At 70.2% G+C, this 14,783-nt stretch carries 14 protein-coding genes; 8 read left to right on the plus strand and 6 right to left on the minus strand.

The genetic code is table 11. The features are described 5' to 3' along the window. Window positions 1–53: 53 nt before the first annotated feature. Together ABZ215_RS00655 and ABZ215_RS00660 are read left to right on the plus strand one after the other, a co-directional pair. Entirely contained in the window at window positions 54–245 is a 192-nt protein-coding gene (locus ABZ215_RS00655) for a helix-turn-helix domain-containing protein (RefSeq protein WP_354946771.1), read from the plus strand. Next, window positions 245–1,618, plus strand: coding sequence for a tyrosine-type recombinase/integrase (locus ABZ215_RS00660; protein WP_354946773.1), 1,374 nt, complete (start codon window positions 245–247; stop codon window positions 1,616–1,618). Before ABZ215_RS00655 ends, ABZ215_RS00660 begins: the two co-directional genes overlap by 1 nt. A gap of 100 nt (window positions 1,619–1,718) precedes the next feature. Here the strand turns inward: ABZ215_RS00660 and ABZ215_RS00665 are convergent, their stop codons facing one another. Next, the gene (locus tag ABZ215_RS00665) at window positions 1,719–2,621 is read right to left on the minus strand and encodes a hypothetical protein (protein WP_354946775.1); all 903 of its coding nucleotides are present in this window, start codon (window positions 2,619–2,621) and stop codon (window positions 1,719–1,721) included. A gap of 579 nt (window positions 2,622–3,200) precedes the next feature. Here ABZ215_RS00665 and ABZ215_RS00670 point away from each other — a divergent pair. The 3 genes from ABZ215_RS00670 (at window position 3,201) to ABZ215_RS00680 (ending at window position 6,041) form a co-directional block, all read left to right on the plus strand. Continuing rightward, complete coding sequence (locus ABZ215_RS00670; RefSeq protein WP_354946777.1) at window positions 3,201–4,718, plus strand: molybdopterin-dependent oxidoreductase; 1,518 nt, start codon at window positions 3,201–3,203, stop codon at window positions 4,716–4,718. Window positions 4,719–4,787: 69 nt separating this feature from the next. Then, on the plus strand, window positions 4,788–5,447 hold the full coding sequence (locus ABZ215_RS00675; RefSeq protein WP_039791379.1) for a fasciclin domain-containing protein: 660 nt from the start codon (window positions 4,788–4,790) through the stop codon (window positions 5,445–5,447). An 81-nt stretch (window positions 5,448–5,528) separates the two neighbouring features. Next, on the plus strand, window positions 5,529–6,041 hold the full coding sequence (locus tag ABZ215_RS00680; RefSeq protein WP_354946779.1) for a F0F1 ATP synthase subunit B: 513 nt from the start codon (window positions 5,529–5,531) through the stop codon (window positions 6,039–6,041). Window positions 6,042–6,611: 570 nt separating this feature from the next. On the opposite strand, the gene ABZ215_RS00685 is transcribed toward ABZ215_RS00680, so the two are convergent. Genes ABZ215_RS00685 through ABZ215_RS00695 form a run of 3 tightly spaced genes read right to left on the minus strand, consistent with a single transcriptional unit; the run spans window position 6,612 to window position 8,244 of the window. Beyond that, window positions 6,612–7,199 carry a DUF3618 domain-containing protein gene (locus ABZ215_RS00685; RefSeq protein ID WP_237336169.1) on the minus strand — a complete coding sequence of 196 codons (588 nt, stop codon included), beginning with the start codon at window positions 7,197–7,199 and terminating at the stop codon, window positions 6,612–6,614. Then, a complete protein-coding gene (locus tag ABZ215_RS00690) occupies window positions 7,196–7,609 on the minus strand; it encodes a phage holin family protein (RefSeq protein WP_020417492.1) in 414 nt (137 codons plus the stop codon). The genes ABZ215_RS00685 and ABZ215_RS00690 overlap by 4 nt, the downstream gene beginning before the upstream one ends. Then, window positions 7,606–8,244 carry a hypothetical protein gene (locus ABZ215_RS00695; protein WP_354946781.1) on the minus strand — a complete coding sequence of 213 codons (639 nt, stop codon included), beginning with the start codon at window positions 8,242–8,244 and terminating at the stop codon, window positions 7,606–7,608. The genes ABZ215_RS00690 and ABZ215_RS00695 overlap by 4 nt, the downstream gene beginning before the upstream one ends. A gap of 123 nt (window positions 8,245–8,367) precedes the next feature. On the opposite strand from ABZ215_RS00695, the gene ABZ215_RS00700 reads away from it, so the two are divergent. From ABZ215_RS00700 to ABZ215_RS00710, 3 genes are all read left to right on the plus strand, one after another. Beyond that, window positions 8,368–9,555 (plus strand): MFS transporter, encoded by a 1,188-nt coding sequence (locus ABZ215_RS00700; RefSeq protein ID WP_354946783.1) that lies wholly within the window; start codon window positions 8,368–8,370, stop codon window positions 9,553–9,555. A 640-nt stretch (window positions 9,556–10,195) separates the two neighbouring features. Then, a complete protein-coding gene (locus ABZ215_RS00705; protein WP_354712088.1) occupies window positions 10,196–10,894 on the plus strand; it encodes a hypothetical protein in 699 nt (232 codons plus the stop codon). Continuing rightward, on the plus strand, window positions 10,891–12,930 hold the full coding sequence (locus ABZ215_RS00710) for a DUF2156 domain-containing protein (RefSeq protein ID WP_354946785.1): 2,040 nt from the start codon (window positions 10,891–10,893) through the stop codon (window positions 12,928–12,930). The genes ABZ215_RS00705 and ABZ215_RS00710 overlap by 4 nt, the downstream gene beginning before the upstream one ends. Here the strand turns inward: ABZ215_RS00710 and ABZ215_RS00715 are convergent. Then, window positions 12,879–14,117 carry a HAMP domain-containing sensor histidine kinase gene (locus ABZ215_RS00715; RefSeq protein ID WP_354946787.1) on the minus strand — a complete coding sequence of 413 codons (1,239 nt, stop codon included), beginning with the start codon at window positions 14,115–14,117 and terminating at the stop codon, window positions 12,879–12,881. The genes ABZ215_RS00710 and ABZ215_RS00715 overlap by 52 nt on opposite strands. Continuing rightward, a complete protein-coding gene (locus tag ABZ215_RS00720) occupies window positions 14,114–14,770 on the minus strand; it encodes a response regulator (protein WP_020417498.1) in 657 nt (218 codons plus the stop codon). Before ABZ215_RS00720 ends, ABZ215_RS00715 begins: the two co-directional genes overlap by 4 nt. Window positions 14,771–14,783 lie beyond the last annotated feature (13 nt).

Consider the following 14,783-nt stretch of genomic DNA (forward strand, 5'->3'; position numbering starts at 1 on the left):
ATGACGCGACCCGCCGACCACGCCGAGCACGTCCGCGAGGAGCACCGCCAAGCATGGGCACCCAGCGCCAGCATCTGACCATCGCCGCCTTCTGCGAAGAACTCGAAATCTCGCGCCGGACCTTCTACGAGTGGCGCGCGAAGAACCGCGCGCCGCGTTGCATCAAGCTCCCGAACGGCGAGCTTCGAATCCGGCTCCGCGACCTGAATGACTGGCTCGAATCGCGCTATGAGGAGGCCGCCTGATGGCGACCAGCTACAAGGTCAAGGTCTGGGCCATCCAGACCCGCTACCGGACAGACTCCAAGGGGAAGAGGGTACCGGCCCGGTACATCGTCCGGTGGATGGTTGAGAAGGAACGGTTTGACCAGACCTTCCGGGTCTTTCCGCAGGCCGACAGTTTCCGCTCCGACTTGATGTCAGCCGCGAAGCGTGGTGAGCCGTTCGACATCGAGACAGGGCGGCCCGTGCAGGCGAAGGCGAAGGCCGAGCGGGCGCGCTGGTTCCAGTTCTCATGCGACTACGTGGACATGAAATGGGGCGACAGTTCGCCGAAGTACCGGTCGAGTATCGCCGACTCGATGACCGCGATCACGCTTGCGATGCTCCGTCCTGATGCCGACGCGCCATCGGTCAATGAACTGTCACTCGCACTGCGCCGGGCGTACAACAAGAACGTCCGGGGGAGAGTTCACCCTGAGGCGATCGCTCGGTCGATGCGCTGGCTGGAACGAAACACGCGCGAAGTTCGCGAGATCGAGAAGCCGGACGTGTTCCGCGCCGTCGTCGCGAGCCTGGAGAAGCGAAAGGACGGGAAGCGGGCGGCTCACGACACGGTCCGGCTCCGTCGAATCGCCCTGAGCAACTCGCTGGAGTACGCCATCGAAAAGAAGCTCATCGCCGAGAATCCGATGCGACAGATCAAAGTCAAGAAGCACAAATCGGTCCTGAAGGAAGTTGATAAGCGGAGCGTGGTCAACCCCGTGCAGGGCCGCACGCTCTTGCAGGCGGTCAAGGACCAGACGCCTCGGCTCTACGCGTTCTTTGCCGTGATGTACTTCGCCGCCCTGCGTCCTGAGGAAGCTGTGAACCTGCGCAAGGGCAACCTGCTGCTACCAGAGAAAGGCTGGGGTGAATTGCACCTGGAGAAGGCCGTTCCCGAAATCGGCGCGGCCTGGACGGACTCTGGCAAGCGTGGCGAAGAACGCGGGCTCAAGCATCGTGTAGCCGACGATGGCAGGACCGTGCCGTGTTCGGACGAACTCACTGACGTCCTGCACTGGCACCTGAGTGAGTACGGCACCGCGCCGGACGGGCGATTGTTCCGGGGTGTGCGCGGGGACAGTCACCTGTCGAGCAGCACGTACGGGAGGGCATGGGCGAAAGCGCGGGCAGCGACGTTCACGCCGGACGTGCTCGCCTCGCCCTTGGCGAAGCGGCCGTACGACCTGCGCCACGCGGCTGTGTCCACCTGGCTCAACGCGACCGGTGACCCGACCCGAGTGGCGGCGTGGGCAGGGCACAGCGTCGGCGTGCTCCTGCGGGTCTACGCGAAGTGTCTGGACGGGGGAGAGCAGCAGGCGCGGGAGATGGTTGCGAGGCGCATGAAGGGATTTTAGTTTCGAGAACCAACGAATAGGCTTCTCTCGCGAGCGTTTGAGCGCAGGAGTTGAACGAGCTGACGGGCCAGTGACCGGTGCAGCGGTTCTGGCCCGTCAGCTAATCGAGGCGTCCGAGTGCCTCGCGAAGGGCGCCAACGGCCTTGCGAAGCTCAATAAGCTGCTCAAGCTTCTCGGCCGCAACATCGAGTGCCCGCTCGGACGTCATTCCGTATCCGATTCCATATGGATATCCGATGCTTGGGGCCGTGAGGCTGGAGCGCACGCTGTCGACCTTTTTCTCTAGTTCCTCGCGAGATATAATGTCATGGCGACGGTATGAGAGAACCTTATACGCATGGACAGGTATCCAGTCGGGACCATGATTCTGGGCGATTGTTGGGCGGATCACTCTATCGATCGTTTGCCAATCTGCATTGAACTGGATGCTAGCAACATCCGCACTTTCTGCGGGTAGTAGCATTCTCTCGCCTAGATCTGAAATCTCGTTCAGCTGCATAAATAGGTCCGCGATGACGTTCTTATAAGCAGCTCGGACGCGATCGGGGTCGGGGCTAACGCTGTTCGCGCCGTTCCAACGCGCAAGTTTCAGAGAGCTAGCTTTTCCGTTGAACTCCAGAACCCGTCTATCTAAATTGTGTAGGCGCAAGCTTAGTGCAGCGAGTTGTCGTCCAACGCCTTGGTAGTCGTCCCCGGGCCAGAGGCTTCGCTCTAACGACGTGACCAGCTGTTCTGCATAACGCTTCGTGGCGCTCCATTGAGCTTCTTCATCCTGGTTGCGTGCAAACCAATTCAGGACCGTCAGCGCGAAGGGTACCGCAACCGTTGCCCCTGTGAGGGCGGTGAAGAGATTCGTCTGAAATGGTCGCGACGTCCAAAACTGGTTAGAGTCTCCCAGGCTGCCAAGATAGAACAGGATCAAGAATAAGGGGACGCCGATTGCCCAGGCTATCGGGACAAGGCGGCCCCGGCGGACCAGGCGCTTCAGTCTGCTGCCTGCCATCTACCACCTTCCGCAATCGCTTAGAACGCTCTCGTATCTTCCCTCGGTGTAGATCAAGCTGACGGGCAGGGCTCGGTCGGCAAGCCAGGGAGGCCACAGCAGGTAGGGGAACCAGAGGTTACGGCGCTGCTGGCCAGCGCCTCGGCTGAGTGTTGGACTCCAACTCCGAGGGCCGCGATCAAGCGGTCGAGCGTCAATCCGAGGCGGGTAGGGCTGGTCCCCAGGGGCTTCGCTACGTTGCTACGTGTGGGCCATCCGTGGGCCGATGTTTCGGCGCACATCCACCTTAGGCGGTGTTTGCCCAGGTAGAAGGCGCATTCTGAGGGCCCGGGATGTTCCCCTGTAAATCAGACGGCACTGCCTTCAGAGGTTCGAATCCTCTACCCGCCACACAGGGCAAACACCCCCGTGACCTGCAAGAACAGGACGCGGGGGTGTTTTCGTGCGTCCGGCACTGCACGTGGACGGGGAGGCGTGTGGCGCGCGTCGGCCGCTGTCGGTGCCGGCACCGATTGGTAGCGCGGCATCGAGCCCGCAGAACCCACCAATACCCGTCCCCGGTGGCTGCGAATCGGGGGTATGGCTACTGCGACCACGAACACCCGGCCCGAGCGGCTGTCCCTCGTTCGCGCGGCGCTTTGTGGCGTGCTCGCGCTGGCTGCGGCCCTCGCGGCTGGGCATCTCGTCGCTGGGCTCGTCAACGGCAACGCGTCGCCGTACCTCGCGGTCGGGAACACCGCGATCGACCTGACTCCGTTGTCCCTCAAGGACTTTGCGGTACGTACATTCGGTACGTATGACAAGCTCGTCCTGCTCGTGGGGATGGGCATCGTCCTCCTGGTGGTCGCCGCGGGGGCTGGGGTCGCGTCGCGGCGGTCGGTTTGGCCGGGGGGCCTCGTCATCGTGCTGTTCGGGCTCGTCGGCGTCGCGGCGGTGGCCGCGCGGCCCGATCTGAACACGGCAGCGCTCGCCGCGCCCCTGGTCAGCCTCGTCGTCGGCGTCGGGGTGTTCCGCCTCCTGCACCGCGGCGCGCGCCACGACGCGTCGCGGCGGTCGTTCCTGCTCGTCGCGGGCGGGGCGGTCCTCGCGGGGGTCGGGGGACAACTGCTGGGCCGCACCCGCGACGCGGCGAGCTCCCGGGCCGCGGTTGGGCCTCTCGTGCCCGCCCGCACCGCGCCGGCCATCCCGCTCGACGCCGACTTCGCGCGCTTCGGCACACCGCCCTTCCTCACCCCCAACCGCGACTTCTACCGCGTCGACACCGCGCTCACCGTCCCGCAAATGCGCGCCGAGGACTGGTCGTTGCGCCTCCACGGCTTGGTCCGCGCCGAACAGCGCTACACCTACGCCGACATCCGCGACCGCCCGCTCGTCGAGCGCACCATCACCATGACCTGCGTCTCCAACGAGGTCGGCGGCCCCTACACCTCCACCGCGAACTTCACCGGCGTCGACCTCGCCGACCTGCTAGACGAAGCCGGCATCCAGCCGGGCGCCGAGCAGCTGTTCGCCACTAGCGTCGACGGCTGGACCTCCGGCACGCCCGTCGCCGCCGCGGCCGACCGCACCCGCGGTGCCATGCTCGCCCTCGGGATGAACGGCGAGCCACTGCCGCTGGAACACGGCTTCCCGGCCCGCCTCGTCATCCCCGGCCTCTACGGCTACGTCTCCGCCACCAAATGGGTCGTCGACCTCGAAGTCACCACCTGGCAGGCCCGCCAGGCGTACTGGCTGCGGCGCGGATGGGCCGAACAGGCGCCGATCAAAACGCAGTCCCGCATCGACTTCCCCAAGGGCTTCGCGACCGTGCCGGCCGGGACGGTGCGCGTCGCCGGGATCGCGTGGGCTCAGCACATCGGCGTCGACCGGGTCGAGGTGCGGCTGGACAACGGCGCCTGGCAGGACGCGCGACTGTCCACTGAGGTCAACCCCGACACGTGGCGCATGTGGTACGCGGATCTGCCGGTCTCCCCGGGATTCCACCAGGTCACCTGCCGCGCCACCGACCGCTCCGGTTACACCCAGACCCAGGACCGCGCGGACACCGTGCCCGACGGCGCGACGGGCTGGCACGGAATTTCATTTACTGCCAACTGAACCCAATCCGGCGCGGAACCGGCCACGAATCCCGTGCACAAGCAGGAAACCCCGAATGGAGTGATTCTCGTGAAGACTGTTCGCATCGCCGGAGCCGGTTTCGCCGTCGCGGCAATGTTCTCGCTGGCGGCCTGCGGCACGGACAGCGAAAGCGCTTCCAGCGCGGCAGGCGCGTCCATGGCGCCGTCGAGCGCGATGCCCGCCCCGATGTCCAGCAGTAACGGCGTCACCACCAATGCCGACGTGTTCGGCCCCGCGTGCGGCCAGCTGCCACAGGGCAACGCGCCGGGCAGCCTGGACTCGATGGGCCCACAGCCGGTCGCCACCGCCGCGAGTACGAACCCGCTGCTCACCAAGCTGGTCGCCGCTGTCCAGGCCACCAACCTGGTCGACACGCTGAACAGCCAGGAAGCCATCACCGTGTTCGCCCCGGCCGACCCCGCCTTCGACGCGCTGGGCGAGGCCAAGTTCACCGAGCTGGCCCAGAACCCGAGCCAGCTGGCGCCGATCCTGCAGTACCACGTCGTCCCGCAGCGCTATGACGCTTCCGGGCTGGAAGCCGCGGGCAGCGTGCAGACGCTCAACACCGCAGGCGGCCCGGTGAAGATCGAGGGTTCCGGCGGGAACATGACCGTCAACGGCGCCAAGGTGCTGTGCGGCAACATCCCGACCGAGAACGCGACCGTGTTCGTCATCGACAGCGTGCTCACCCCAGGCACCAACAAGTAAACGGGGAACGGGCCCGGCGGAATTCCACCGGGCCCGTTCGTCGGTTAGCGTGGAGGCCTGTCATCAACACTGGGGGTGGAGATGGGCATTCTCGACTCGGACCTGCCGGTCGCGCCGGACATCTTCGAATTGGCGCTCGGCCTGGTCGCGTTCCTCGTCCTGCTGTTCCTCCTCGCGAAGTTCGCGGTGCCGCGCTTCGAGGCGTTGTTCGCGGCGCGGGCGGAGAAGATCGAGGGCGGCATCGAGAACGCCGAGCAGGCGCAGAAGGCGGCGGCCGAGGCACTCGACCGCTACCGGGTCCAGCTCGCCGACGCGCGTGCCGAGGCGGCGCGGATCCGAGAGGAGGCCCGCGCGGAAGGCGAGCGGCTGCGTGCGGAACTCCGGGCGGAGGCGCAGGACGAGGCCCGGCGGCTGATCGCGCAAGGCGAGGCGGACCTGACCGAGCAGCGGGGCCGCGTCGTGGCCGAGATGCGGCCCGAGCTCAGGCGGCTCGCGGTGGAGCTGGCGGAGCGGATCGTCGGCGAACCGCTGGCGGACGAGGCGCAGCGGCGGGGGACGGTGGAAAGGTTCCTGGCGGAGCTGGAGCGGCGGTAGGCCCTGGGCGGCTCGCGTTTGGTGGCGTTGGAGTGGCGGTGGGCGCCGGGCGGCACGGTGTCTGGCGCGTGGAGTGGCGGTAGGCCCTGGGTGGCACGGTGCGTGGTGGAGCTGGGGCGGCGGTAGGCCCTGGGCGGGACGGTGGCTGGCGGAGTTGGAGTGGCGGTGGACGCCGGGCAGCACGTGCGTGGTGGAGCTGGGGCGACGGTAGGCCTTGGGCGGCAGGGTGTCTGGTGGACTTGGCGCGGCCGGACCCGGGCGGCATGGTTCCTGGCGGAGCTGTAGTGGCGGTAGGTCCCGGGCGGCATGATGACCGGTGGAGTTCGCGCGGCGTGGGCCCGGGCGGGCGCGATGCCTGGCGGAGCTGTAGTGGCGGTGGGCCGGGCGGCATGGTTCCTGGCCGAGCTGGCGCGGCGGTAGGCCCTGGGCGGCAGGGTGTCTGGTGGAGTTGGCGCGGCCGGACCCGGGCGGCATGGTTCCTGGCGGAGCTGGCGCGGCGGTAGGCGCCGCACAGCCCTGGACAGCACGGTGCCTGGTGGCCCCCGCCCACCAGGCACCGATCATGCCGGTCTACCGGTTCTGCGCCGTCTGCTTGACGTCCTGCGCCGCGGACTTGGTCTCGTCCGCGACGGTCGACGCGGCGTCCGTCGCGGTCGACCGCACCGACTGGACCGCTTCCTGCGCCGGCTCGCGCAGGTTCTCCTTCATGTCCTGCGCCACCGAGCCCATCTGACCCGCCATGCCCTGCGCCGACTCCTTGACCTGGCCGGCCAGTTCCCGCTCCGGCCTGCTCGCCGGGATCAGCGACGACACCAGCCACCCGGCCCCGAACGCGATCAGGCCCGCGGCCAGCGGGTTGCCTTCGGTCTGACGCCGCACGGTCTGCGGCGCTTCCTGGACCTGTTCGGCGACGGTCGAAGCAGCTGTCGACGCGTTGTCCGCCGCCTGGTGCGCCCGGTCGGTGACCGACTGCACGCCGCTGGATGCGCTTCCCATGACCCGCTCCTTGAGGTTCTGCGCGAGACCCCGCGCGCGGTGCACCCGGCGGTGCACGATCCGGCTGGGATTGACCTTTTCGGCGAGCGCGTCCACGTCGCTGCCGAGATTCCGTTGCGTGCCCTCGATCTCCTGGCGAAGGCGGTCGGGGTCCGTGGTCACGTTGTCCTCCTCATCTGGTCGGGCATCTGCTTGAGGCTGTCGACGGTCCGCTCGGGCACCGGATCGACCCGGCGCATCCGGTTGCGGCCCATGGCGTACAGCACGGCCGCGATCACGGCCCACACGCCGGCGACGATGAGCGCCGCCCAGCCCTGGTCCATCACGTTGGCCAGCGCCCACCACAGCGCGATCGACAGGAACAGCGCCACCATGTAACCGCCGAACCCGGCGCCGCCGAGCATGCCCGCGCCCTTGCCCGCCTGCTTGGCCTCGGCCTTCACCTCGGCCTTCGCGAGCTCCAGCTCCTGCCGCATCAACGTCGACAGGTCCTGCGAGATGTTGCTCATCAGCTGGCCGACCGACGCGTCGGCGACGTCCGGCCGCTGCCCGGGCGGTTGCGAATACGTCATGACGGCTCCAACCGGTGCTGCCCGCCGTAGCCGCCCTGCGTCTCCGGCATGGGAGTTCCGGCGGGGTAGGCGCTCTCTGTGGGATAAGCGGTGGTCGGTGGGTACGCGGTCGTTTCGGCCGGCGTGCCGGTCGTTTCCGTCGAGGCGCGCGGTTGCGGCGCTCCACCGCTGCTCTGCTCACTCATGCTGGCGGCGACGCCCCTGGTCAGCCGGCCGGCGAGCAGTCCCGCGGCCGCCGCGCCGGCGAGGAACAGGCCGGGCTTGCGCCGCGCGAAGTTCCGCAGCTCGTCGACGAGGTCGCCCGGCTCGCGCGAATCGAGCCACGACGCCACTTTCTTCGCCCGCTGGGAAACCTCGCGGACGAGGTCCTGCGCCATTCCGGAATCCGACTGTTCCGACATCCGGTCCAGCTGATCGGCGATCGAGTTCAGATTTCCGGCCGCTTTCTGCTGGCCGGTGCGGGCCTGTTCGCGCAATTGATCGACGCCCTGGTCCTTCAGGTTCCGCGCCTGCCGCTGCGCCTCGGATGCCACCTCTCTTGCTTGCTCGGCGGCGGTTCCGGTCACCTGACTGCCCGAATCCGCGGCTTGTTCGCGCACGGCCTGCGGGGTCGAACTGCTGGTCTGCTGGGTCATTCCTCCTCCTCCACACTCGGTGCCGCGCGACTACCCGGAGCGATTCCCGGTAAACGAGGAAAACAATTCCGCTTCTCGGCGGGGATCGTAAAAGTAAATCTCCGGAGCGGTAGCGTCGTGATCATGACGGAGGAGCTGGTCCGTGCCCGGCGCGCGGTGTCCGTGGTGTTCGCGACGTGCGGGGCGGCGTTCGGGACGTGGCTCGCTCGGGTGCCCGCGGTGCAGGACCGGCTGGGACTCACGACGGGACAGCTCGCCGCGGGGTTGTTCGGGCTCGCGGCCGGATCGGTCGTCGCGTTGCTGCTGGCGGGCGCGGTGATCACGCGGATCGGCAGCCGGGCGGCGGCGGTCGTGGGGGCGGTCGTGTTGTGCGGCGGGCTGCCGCTCGTCGCGGTCGCGCCGGGAGTGCCGGCCTTCGTCGCGGCGCTGGTGGTGCTCGGCGTCGGCAACAGCACGCTCGACGTGGCGATGAACGCCCACGCGGCGCGCGTGGAGGACGGGTACGGGCGGCCGATCTTCGCCGGGTTCCACGCGTTCTGGAACATCGGCGGGCTGGCCGGTTCCGGTGCCGACGCGCTGGCGGAGGCTTGGCACCTGCCGGTGGCGGTGCATTTCCCGGTGGCGGGCGGGGTGCTGCTGGCGGTCGCGCTGACGGCGGTGCTCGGCGGGTTCCTCCGCGGGCCGGACCGCGGTCAGGGCGGGCCGGCTTTCGCGTGGCCGGGGCGGGCGCTGGTGCCGCTGGGGGTGATCGCGTTCTGCGGGTTCGTCGCCGAAGGGGCGGTGAACAGCTGGGGCGCGGTGTACCTGAGCGAGGTGACGGCGGCCGGGCCCGCGGTCGCTTCGCTGGGGTACTTCGCGTTCTCGGTGACGATGATCGTCGTGCGGCTGGCGACGGACCGTGTGGTGGGGCGGATCGGGGCGGTGGTGTTCCTGAGGCTGGCTTCGGTGGTGGCGGTGGGTGGGTTCGCGGTCGTGCTCGTGGCGCCGGTGCCGGTGGTGGGGGTGCTCGGGTTCGCGGTGGTCGGGGTGGGGGTCGCGGGGATCGTGCCGGTGGCGTGGAGCGCGGCGGGGCGGGCGGCGCCGGCGGCGCCGGGGCGGGCGGTCGCGGCGGTGGCGGCGTGCGGCTACGCGGGATTCCTGGTGGAGCCGGTGGTGATCGGAGCGATCGCCACCTGGGGCGGGCTGCGGTGGGGGCTGGTGTCGGCGGTGGTGGTGACCGCGGTGGTGGCGGTGCTGGCGCGTGGGGTCGGTGGGCGTGAGTGGGGTAGGGGGTGGGAGTGGTGGCTGCGGGCGGTTGGTGGGGTGGGTTGAGGGTGCGGGGTGGTGGTGCGGCGCGGGCGCGGTTGGGGGAGCCGGATCGCGGGTGGGGATGCGGAGTGGTGGCTGTGGAGTGGGCTGGGGCTGAGGGCGGGGCGGGAGGTGCGCGGCGGTGGGGTGGTCGGCGGAGTGGGGTGAGCTGAGTTGGCCGCGGAGTGGGGGCGGTTGCCGAGCGGAGTGAGGTGGGGCTGAGGGTGCGGGGTGGCGGCCGCGGATTGGAGGCGGTCGGCGGAGTGGGGTGAGCCGAGTTGGCTGCGGAGTGGGGTGAGCCGAGTTGGCTGCGGAGTGGGGGCGGTTGCCGAGCGGAGTGAGGTGGGGCTGAGGGTGCGGGGTGGCGGCCGCGGATTGGAGGCGGCGGCGGAGTGGGGTGAGCCGAGTTGCCCGCGGAGTGGGGGCGGTTTGCAAGGGGAGTGGGGTGGCGCTGCGGGGCGGAGCGGGTGAGGGTGGTTGCGATGGCGGCGCCCGCCCGCTCCCCGGCGCGGCGGCGCAGCCGGTTCGGTCCCTCGCGGGCCTCGTCGCGCGTTGGGAACTGCCCTCCCCAGCCGCCAGCCCGGTAGGTCTTTCGGCCCTAGTTGGCTCCTCCGCGCGGCCCCAGGCTGGGACTTCGGAGCGCCATGGGGAAGGGGTGGCGGCCGTGACCGTCGAGTTGTTCGCCGGCGCCTCCACCGGCCTCGTGCTGTGGGTGGTCGCCGCGTTTGTCGTGACCTTTGTGGTCACCCGCGTGGTCGTGCGGATGATCCGTGCCGGGCGGGGGCCCTTCCGCGACACCAGCGTCGGGGACGTGCACGTCCACCACCACGTCTACGGCATCTTCCTCATGCTCCTCAGCGGCGCCGGCGAGTTCGTGTACCGGCCGGGGTCGCCGTGGGCGGAGGTCCTCGCCGTGGTCTTCGGCGCCGGTGCGGCCCTCACGCTCGACGAGTTCGCCCTCTGGCTGCACCTGGACGACGTCTACTGGGCCCGCGAGGGACGCAAATCCGTCGACGCGGTGCTCGTCGCGGCCGTCATCGGCGCCTTGCTCGTCCTCGGGGCGCGCCCGTTCGAGGACACGGCCGACGAGGGGCGCGTGGCGTTCGCCGTCACCGTTCTCGCCCACCTCGTGCTCGCCGGCATCGCCATCTTCAAGGGCAAGATCGCCTCCGGGCTGATCGGGATCGTGGTGCCGTTCGTCGCGGTCGTCGCCGCCGTGCGGCTCGCCCGTCCGGGCTCGCCGTGGGCCCGCGCCCGCTACGACGCGGCACGCCTCGCCCGAGCCGAAACCCGCTTCCGCCGCAACCGCTGGGACGGCGTCAAGGACCTGTTGGCCGGAGCCCCCACGGAGGGCCGGACATGACACCACTCCGCCGCCTCCCCTTCACGCTCGCCTTCCTCGCGGCACTCCTGGTCACCGCCGTCGCCACCGGGAGCCTGTGGTCCTCGGTCGAGGACCGCGCCTGGTTCCCCGACGTCGCGTTCGGCCTGCCCGCCTTCGAGGCCGGCCGCTGGTGGACGCCCCTCACCGGGCCGTTCTTCGCGCTCACCCCGCTCTACTACCTGCCGGTCTTCCTCAGCTTCGCGTTGTTCACCGGCTTCGCCGAACTCCGGCTCGGCACGAGACGCACCATCGGCACCTTCGTGACTGGACACCTCGTCGCGGTTCTGGGCGCCGCCGGGGTTCTCCTCGCTCTCCGGGACGTCTCGTCGTGGGCGGCGGCCGTCGCCGCGGTCCGCGACGTCGGACCGTCCGCCGGCGCCTTCGCCGCCATCACCGCAGCCACCGCGACCCTCCGCGCCCCCTGGCGTCTGCGCCTGCGGATCCTGCTGGTCGGCTACGCCGGGATCGCCCTGCTCTACAGCGGCACCCTGGCCGACGTCGAGCACTTCCTCGCCGTCGCGATCACCCTGCCGCTGTCGCCGCGGATCGCCGGGCCGAACCGCGTCCGGAATACCGGACAGCCCAGCCGTCGCGAATGGCGGCTGCTCGCCGCGTCCGGGCTGCTGGTCGTGGCCGCCGTCCGGATCGTCACGTGGTTCTTCCCCACGACCGGTCCACTCGGACCCACCGGCACCGACGACTCGTCCGCCGTCGAGGTCGTCGTCGTGATCGTGCTGGCCCTCCTCGTGATGCGCGGGCTCAGCCACGGCCGCCGGGTCGCGTGGTGGGCCGTGGTCGTCATCGCCGGGCTCGACATCCTGCTCACCGCGCTGGCCGGGGTCGCGCTGCTGGTCGCCACCGTCCTCGACGCCGTTGAAGCGGTCGACAACGTCCCGCTGGTGGTCACCGACAGCGTCTTCTGGCTCGGCTACCTGGTGCTGCTCGTCGCCGGGCGGCACGCCTTCCGCGTCCCGTGGCGGCCGCGCACGGCCGACGGCGACCGGCAGCACGCCATCGAACTCGTCCAGCGCAACGGCGGCGGCACCCTGTCCTGGATGACCACCTGGCCGGAGAACCGCTACTTCCCGATCGCGCACGACGCCGGTTACGTCGCTTACCGCAAGCACGCCGGGGTGGCCGTCGCGCTCGGTGACCCGATCTGCCCGCGCTCCGACGGGGACGGCGCGGTCGCCGAGTTCGCCGAGAACTGCGACCGCGCCGGGCTCGTGCCGTGCCTGTTCTCCGCGACCGAACCGTCGGTCCGCGGCGCCGAGCGGCTGGGCTGGCGGTACCTGCAGGTCGCCGAGGACACCCTGATCGACCTGCCCGGCCTGGAGTTCAAGGGCAAGCAGTGGCAGCCGGCCCGCAGCGCGCTCAACCGCGCCGTCAAGGAGGGCATCACGTTCCGCCTGGTCCACCTCGCCGACGAGCCGCGCGCGGTGCTGCAGCAGGTGCGGGCGATCTCCGAGGAGTGGGTCGGTGACAAGGGCCTGCCGGAGATGGGTTTCACGCTCGGCGGGGTGGACGAGGCGCTGGACCGGCACGTGCGGGTCGGGCTCGCGGTCGACGACGACGGGCGCGTGCACGGCGTCACCTCGTGGATCCCGGTCTACGCCGGGGACGGCGAGATCGAGGGCTGGACGCTGGACGTGATGCGCCGCCGCTCGGACGGGTTCAAGCACGTCGTGGAGTTCCTGATCGCCTCCGCCTGCCAGGTCTTCCGCGACGAGGGCGCCCGTTACCTGTCGCTGTCCGGCGCGCCGCTCGCCCGCGCCGGAACCGAGGGGGACACGCGGATCCTCGACGCGCTGCTGGACAAGCTCGGCGCGGCGCTCGAGCCGTACTACGGCTTCCGCTCGCTGCACGCGTTCAAGGCGAAGTTCCGCCCCCGGTACGCGCCCATGTACCTGATCTACCGCGACGAGGCCGACCTGCCGCGCATCGGCGTCGCGATCGCCCGCGCCTACCTGCCGGACGCCGGCCTGCGCGACATCCCGAAACTCGTCCGGTCCTGAGTGGACACTCGGACCGGCAGGCGCACGGTGACCACGAGCCCGCCGCCGTCCCGCGGCCGGGCGGTCACTTCGCCGTCGTGCGCGCTCGCCACCGAGCGCACGATCGACAGCCCGAGCCCGGCGCCCTTCGCCGAGTCCAGCCGCGGCGCGGCGCGGCGGCGGAACGGTTCGAACAGCGCTGGGATCTCCGCGTCGGCCACCACCGGCCCGGTGTTGCTCACCTCGATCTCGACCACGTCGCCACGGGTGTGCGTGCCGACGTGGACCCAGCCGCCCGGCTCGTTGTGCCGGATGCCGTTCTCCACGAGGTTGTGCACCAGCCGTTCGAGCAGCAGCGCGTCGCCGAGCGTGGGGGCTTCCGCGGGCGCGTCGGTCACCGTCACGTCCGCGGCTTTCGCCTGGTCGGCGGTCTGCGCGACGACGTGCGTGACGACGTTGGCGAGGTCGAGCGGGAACCGCTCCACGACGTTCTCCGACTTCGCCAGCACCAGCAGCCCGCTGATGAGCCGTTCGTGCCGCGAGTTGATCTGCAGCAGCTTCTCGCCCAGCTCCTTGACGTCCGGCGACGCCGACCGGCGGTGCATCGCGACCTCGACCAGCGACCGGTTCAGCGTCAGCGGGGTGCGCAGCTCGTGCGAGGCGTTGGCGACGAACCGCCGCTGGCCGTCGAACGAGCGGTCCAGTCGCTCGACCATCGTGTTGAACGCCTCGGCCAGGTCCTTGACCTCGTCGTCCGGGCCGCGCAGCGTGATCCGCCGGTGCTGGCGCGGATCGGCCGACGCCGCGATCCGGCGCGCCGAGCCGGTGACGCCGTGCAGCGGCGCCAGCACCCGGCCCGCGACCAGCCAGCCGAAGCCGATCGCCAGCGCGCCGACCACGACCAGCGCGATCGTGCCCTGCACCAGCAGGGAATGCGCGGCGGCCTCGCGCAGCAGAGCGGCCTGCTCCCGTGCGACGCGCTCGGCTTCGGAGCCGATGAGCAGGTCGTTCAGGTCGTTAGTCGTAATCACCGTGTCCGTCCCGGGCACCGGGCCGACGCGGGTGAGCAGTTTGATCGTGCCGCGCCCCACCTGGGAGTTGAACAACGCGTAGGTGACCCCGAGCAGCACCACGCCGCCGGCCAGGAACAGCCCGCCGTAGATCAGGGTGAGCCGGGCGCGCAGGGTGATCCGCCGCGGCCGCCTCACGGGATCCGGTACCCGACGCCGGTCACGGTCTCGACCACCGGCGGGTCGCCGAGTTTGCGGCGCAGCTTGAGGATCGTGAGCCGGACCGCGCCGGTGAACGGGTCCGCGTTCTCGTCCCACGCCTTCTCCAGCAGGAACTCCGCGGACACGGTCGCGCCGTCGGCGCGCAGCAGCTCGGCCAGCACGGCGAACTCCTTTTTGGACAGCGGGACGTACCGGCCGTCGCGGAAGACCTCGTGGCGCGCCGGGTCGAGCGTGATCCCGGCGCGGCTGAGCACCGGGGGCGCGGCCGGGCGGGCGCGGCGGCCCAGCGACAGGATCCGCGCGGCCAGTTCCGGGAACGCGAACGGTTTCGCGAGGTAGTCGTCGGCGCCGATGGTCAGCCCGGCGACCCGGTCGGTGACCTCCGCGGCGGCGGTCAGCATCAGCACGCGCGTCGGGGACGACGAGGACACCAGCTCGCGGCACACGTCGTCGCCGTGCACCCCGGGCAGGTCCCGGTCCAGGACCACGACGTCGTAGTCGTTGACCGCCAGCCGGTCCAGCGCGCCGCCGCCGTCGTGCGCGACGTCGACCGCGTGCGCGTCCTCACGCAGCCACTCCGCGATCGCCTCGGCGAGCATCGGCTCGTCCTCCACCACCAGAACCCGCACCGGTCCAGCGTGA

The sequence above is a fragment of the Amycolatopsis sp. NPDC006131 genome (assembly GCF_040614175.1).
GTDB lineage: Bacteria > Actinomycetota > Actinomycetes > Mycobacteriales > Pseudonocardiaceae > Amycolatopsis_E > Amycolatopsis_E tucumanensis.

What these genes read in the sequence shown, in the direction of transcription:
- ABZ215_RS00680 (WP_354946779.1), top strand. Translation starts at nt 5,529, where the DNA reads ATGGGCATTCTCGACTCGGACCTGCCGGTCGCGCCGGACATCTTCGAA.
- ABZ215_RS00655 (WP_354946771.1), top strand. Translation starts at nt 54, where the DNA reads ATGGGCACCCAGCGCCAGCATCTGACCATCGCCGCCTTCTGCGAAGAA.
- ABZ215_RS00710 (WP_354946785.1), top strand. Translation starts at nt 10,891, where the DNA reads ATGACACCACTCCGCCGCCTCCCCTTCACGCTCGCCTTCCTCGCGGCA.
- ABZ215_RS00660 (WP_354946773.1), top strand. Translation starts at nt 245, where the DNA reads ATGGCGACCAGCTACAAGGTCAAGGTCTGGGCCATCCAGACCCGCTAC.
- ABZ215_RS00690 (WP_020417492.1), bottom strand. Translation starts at nt 7,609, where the DNA reads ATGACGTATTCGCAACCGCCCGGGCAGCGGCCGGACGTCGCCGACGCG.
- ABZ215_RS00700 (WP_354946783.1), top strand. Translation starts at nt 8,368, where the DNA reads ATGACGGAGGAGCTGGTCCGTGCCCGGCGCGCGGTGTCCGTGGTGTTC.
- ABZ215_RS00670 (WP_354946777.1), top strand. Translation starts at nt 3,201, where the DNA reads ATGGCTACTGCGACCACGAACACCCGGCCCGAGCGGCTGTCCCTCGTT.
- ABZ215_RS00665 (WP_354946775.1), bottom strand. Translation starts at nt 2,621, where the DNA reads ATGGCAGGCAGCAGACTGAAGCGCCTGGTCCGCCGGGGCCGCCTTGTC.
- ABZ215_RS00695 (WP_354946781.1), bottom strand. Translation starts at nt 8,244, where the DNA reads ATGACCCAGCAGACCAGCAGTTCGACCCCGCAGGCCGTGCGCGAACAA.